5 protein-coding genes and 1 pseudogene are annotated in these 2,978 nt (G+C 63.0%); 1 reads left to right on the top strand and 5 read right to left on the bottom strand.

The window, feature by feature from the left end; genetic code table 11:
* From QZV72_RS14475 to QZV72_RS14465, 3 genes and pseudogenes are all read right to left on the bottom strand, one after another.
* A pseudogene (locus QZV72_RS14475) lies at nt 1-150 on the bottom strand (DNA mismatch repair protein MutT); the annotation flags it as partial.
* Between the two features lie 11 nt (nt 151-161).
* On the bottom strand, nt 162-404 hold the full coding sequence (locus tag QZV72_RS14470) for a hypothetical protein (RefSeq protein ID WP_297009422.1): 243 nt from the start codon (nt 402-404) through the stop codon (nt 162-164).
* A gap of 9 nt (nt 405-413) precedes the next feature.
* The gene (locus tag QZV72_RS14465; protein WP_297009420.1) at nt 414-923 is read right to left on the bottom strand and encodes a hypothetical protein; all 510 of its coding nucleotides are present in this window, start codon (nt 921-923) and stop codon (nt 414-416) included.
* Nucleotides 924-1,198: 275 nt separating this feature from the next.
* Between QZV72_RS14465 and QZV72_RS14460 the strand changes: the two genes are divergently transcribed.
* The gene (locus tag QZV72_RS14460; protein ID WP_297009418.1) at nt 1,199-2,206 is read left to right on the top strand and encodes an iron-siderophore ABC transporter substrate-binding protein; all 1,008 of its coding nucleotides are present in this window, start codon (nt 1,199-1,201) and stop codon (nt 2,204-2,206) included.
* A 200-nt stretch (nt 2,207-2,406) separates the two neighbouring features.
* Here QZV72_RS14460 and QZV72_RS14455 read toward each other — a convergent pair whose 3' ends face one another.
* The gene (locus QZV72_RS14455; RefSeq protein WP_297009416.1) at nt 2,407-2,709 is read right to left on the bottom strand and encodes a HigA family addiction module antitoxin; all 303 of its coding nucleotides are present in this window, start codon (nt 2,707-2,709) and stop codon (nt 2,407-2,409) included.
* Nucleotides 2,681-2,761 carry a hypothetical protein gene (locus QZV72_RS14450; protein WP_297009424.1) on the bottom strand — a complete coding sequence of 27 codons (81 nt, stop codon included), beginning with the start codon at nt 2,759-2,761 and terminating at the stop codon, nt 2,681-2,683. Before QZV72_RS14450 ends, QZV72_RS14455 begins: the two co-directional genes overlap by 29 nt.
* Between the last annotated feature and the right edge of the window lie 217 nt (nt 2,762-2,978).

The following is a 2,978-nucleotide window of genomic DNA, read 5'->3' as shown; positions in this document are numbered from 1 at the left end:
CGCGCGCCTGACCAGCAGGACCTCCGGGGTGGCGAAGGCGGGGGCGTCCGGGGCGACGTCCTTGACGACGATCGCGGTGACGCCCGGCACCCACAGTTCGGCATGGCCGACGTGTTCGCGGAGTTCGGTGATGAACGCAGGTGTTCCCATGGTGACCGAGTCTAACGCGGGGGACGGTCTCGATCATGCCGACGGAAGGCGAGATAGCTCGCAGCGACGGTGACCACCAAGGCTGCAGTCATCACGGCAATGACAACGACGATGTTCCCCCCACCGATGAACCATCCGAGCGCACCACTCGCCGCAGCCACGAGTGTTGTGAGGATCTCAGTGACGTACAGGTATGTCCGGTACCGCCGGTCCTCACTCTTCACCCCGGTGGTGAGAAACTGCCAGAACGTCACCCTGCGCCCCTAGTCGCAGAGCTGATTGAAGTCGACCTTGCCCCCAGCCGCTCCGGTAATGAGCTTACAGACCAGGCCTGCGAGTGGGTTGGCGAGGCCCATCGGCCCACAGACAAGCCAACCCTGTGCCTTGTAGAGGGCATACCCGGCGATCGCCTTTCCACATTTGAGGTCCCAGATCGCCTGGTTGCCGACCGCGTCCACACTGGCATTGCTCTGAAGTCCGTCCAAGACCAGGCGAACCTCTTCATCCGTCAGATAGGGAGCGGCCTGTTCTGCTGCGGTACTTGGCTGTATCCCGGCCTCCGCTGCAAGCTCCTCGAAGTGTGCATCAGCGCCCAGCTGCTCAGCCTGGCGGGCATCGACTTCGGCAGATTCAACACTCTTGACATCAACCGAACAGAATGCATCTCCTACTCTGTCCTCTGTCTGAGCCACTGCCGACGAGGCTGGAACCGCAAGCGCGGCCACCATTCCCATCACTAGTGCGTTTTTTGCCAACTTCGTGACGCGAAGCATAGATCCTTTCCCTGTTTGCATGACAATGTCCATCGCATATCGTGCGATTAATTGACCATAGATCGAATCCAATTCTCAGTCAAAGAGCGAACAATCTTGACCCGCCGGACCCCTCCCCCAGCCCCTGTGACCAGCAACAGCAATTACCTAAGCAACCACAGATAGGACTTCCAATACCCCAATATAGGAGTGTAATATTATATCCATTTATATAGTATTTAACCTCCGCGAACGGGGGCTATTCAGTTCCGCGAGGTAACGGTAGGCTCACCTGCATGACTTCCAGAATCCGGCGCGTGTCCGCCGCTGCCCTCGCCCTCGCCACCGCCGTTTCACTGGCCGCCTGCTCCTCTGACGACGATGACGACGACACCTCCTCGTCGTCCTCCTCCGGCTCGGCAGGTTCCGCCACCGACTCCTTCCCCGTCTCCATCGACACCAAGTTCGGCGAGGTGGAGATCCCCGAGGCCCGGACCACGGTCGTCGCCCTGGGCTGGGGCGACGCCGAGATCGCCACTGAGCTGGGCGTCCAGCCGGTCGGTGTGAGCGACTGGCTCGACTTCGGCGATGACGGGCTGAGCCCCTGGGCCGAGGCGTCCTACGACGATGCCCCGGAGCAGATCGGCACCCTGGAACCCGACTTCGAGAAGATTGCCGCCCTGGAACCGGACCTCATCCTCAACGTCCGCGCCGCCGGTGACGAGGAGACCTACGACAAGCTCTCCGCCATCGCCCCGACCGTGTCCGGTCCGGAGGGCAGCGAGAACTGGGTTATCCCGTGGAATGAGCAGACGGAGACGATCTCCACCGCCCTCGGCGAGTCCGCCAAGGGCGAGGAACTGGTGACCTCGGTCGACGACAAGATCGCCGACGTGAAGGACGCCCACCCGGAATGGTCGGAGGAGACCGCCACCGTGCTCACCAAGACCGCCACGGAGTGGGGTGCCTACGTGACCGGGGACGCCCGCGCCGATCTGCTGGCCGCGCTCGGTTTCCAGTCGAACCAGACCATCCAGGACCAGGCCAAGGACACCTTCTACGTGACCCTGTCCGAGGAGAACGTGGACCAGGCCGACTCCGATGTGGTGGTCGGCTTCCCGGTCATGGTCTCCGCCGACGATCTCGCCAACGACCCGGCCTGGAAGGGCCTCACCGCGGTGCAGGACGGCCGCGCCTTCGTCACCGATGAGGAGGTGGGGGCAGCGATCTCCCTGGGCACCCCGGCCTCCATGCTGCACGCCCTCGACCTGCTGGTCCCGCTGCTGGAGGACGCCACGAAGTAGGCACCGAGTAGGCACAGTAGCCTCAGTTCCCTCAGTGAGTCCCCGAACCACCCCTCGGCCGCCCAGGTGCGCGTCGACCGGGTGGTTCTCAGCACTTTGACCGCCCCCTCGATGCGCACCTGTCGCGGATCAGCGTTTGCGTCACCGTATCTGCCCGTCCGTGGCAGCGACGGCCGGATCCGGGGATGCAAACACCGGCATCAGGCCGCTGAATGCGGGGTAATGTCCGCGGTGTCCACCGTGGCCCGGGCCTCGGCAAGGTCGTAGTTGTACTGCAAGTTCAGCCAGAACCTGGCGTCCAGCCCGAAATAGGCCTCCAGCTTCAGCGCCATCGGTGCAGTGATCCCCGCCTGGCCACGCACGATCCGCGAAATCTGGGACTCCGCGACGTGCAGGTCCTTCGCCAACCGGTACTGGCTGATGCCCATCGGTTCCAGCATCTCAGTGACGAGCCACTCGCCCGGGTGCGGATGGTTATTGGTGGTAGTCGGTGATGTCGACATCGTCCGGTCCTTCCTCGGTCCATCGGAAAACGATCCTGTACTGGTGATTCACCCGGATACTGAAATAGCCGTCCCAGTCCCCCCCGCAGCTTCTCGAGGTTGTTGGACGGCGGTATCCGCAGTTGATCCAAAGATGTCACCGCCGCCAACGTGGCCAACTTCATGCTCAGTCTCTTCTTGACCTCGGGTGGAACCCGACGGGGAAGCCTGCCCCCGAGCCAGTAGTTCTTCAGATCCTGCTGCGCGAACCTCACGCGGGTCCTCCCCAT

Origin of the sequence: uncultured Corynebacterium sp. (genome assembly GCF_902782855.1) — a bacterium.
In the GTDB taxonomy this organism is placed as follows: Bacteria; Actinomycetota; Actinomycetes; order Mycobacteriales; family Mycobacteriaceae; genus Corynebacterium.
Note: the sequence above shows the minus strand (reverse complement) of the source record. Positions and strands in the feature narration are given on the sequence as shown.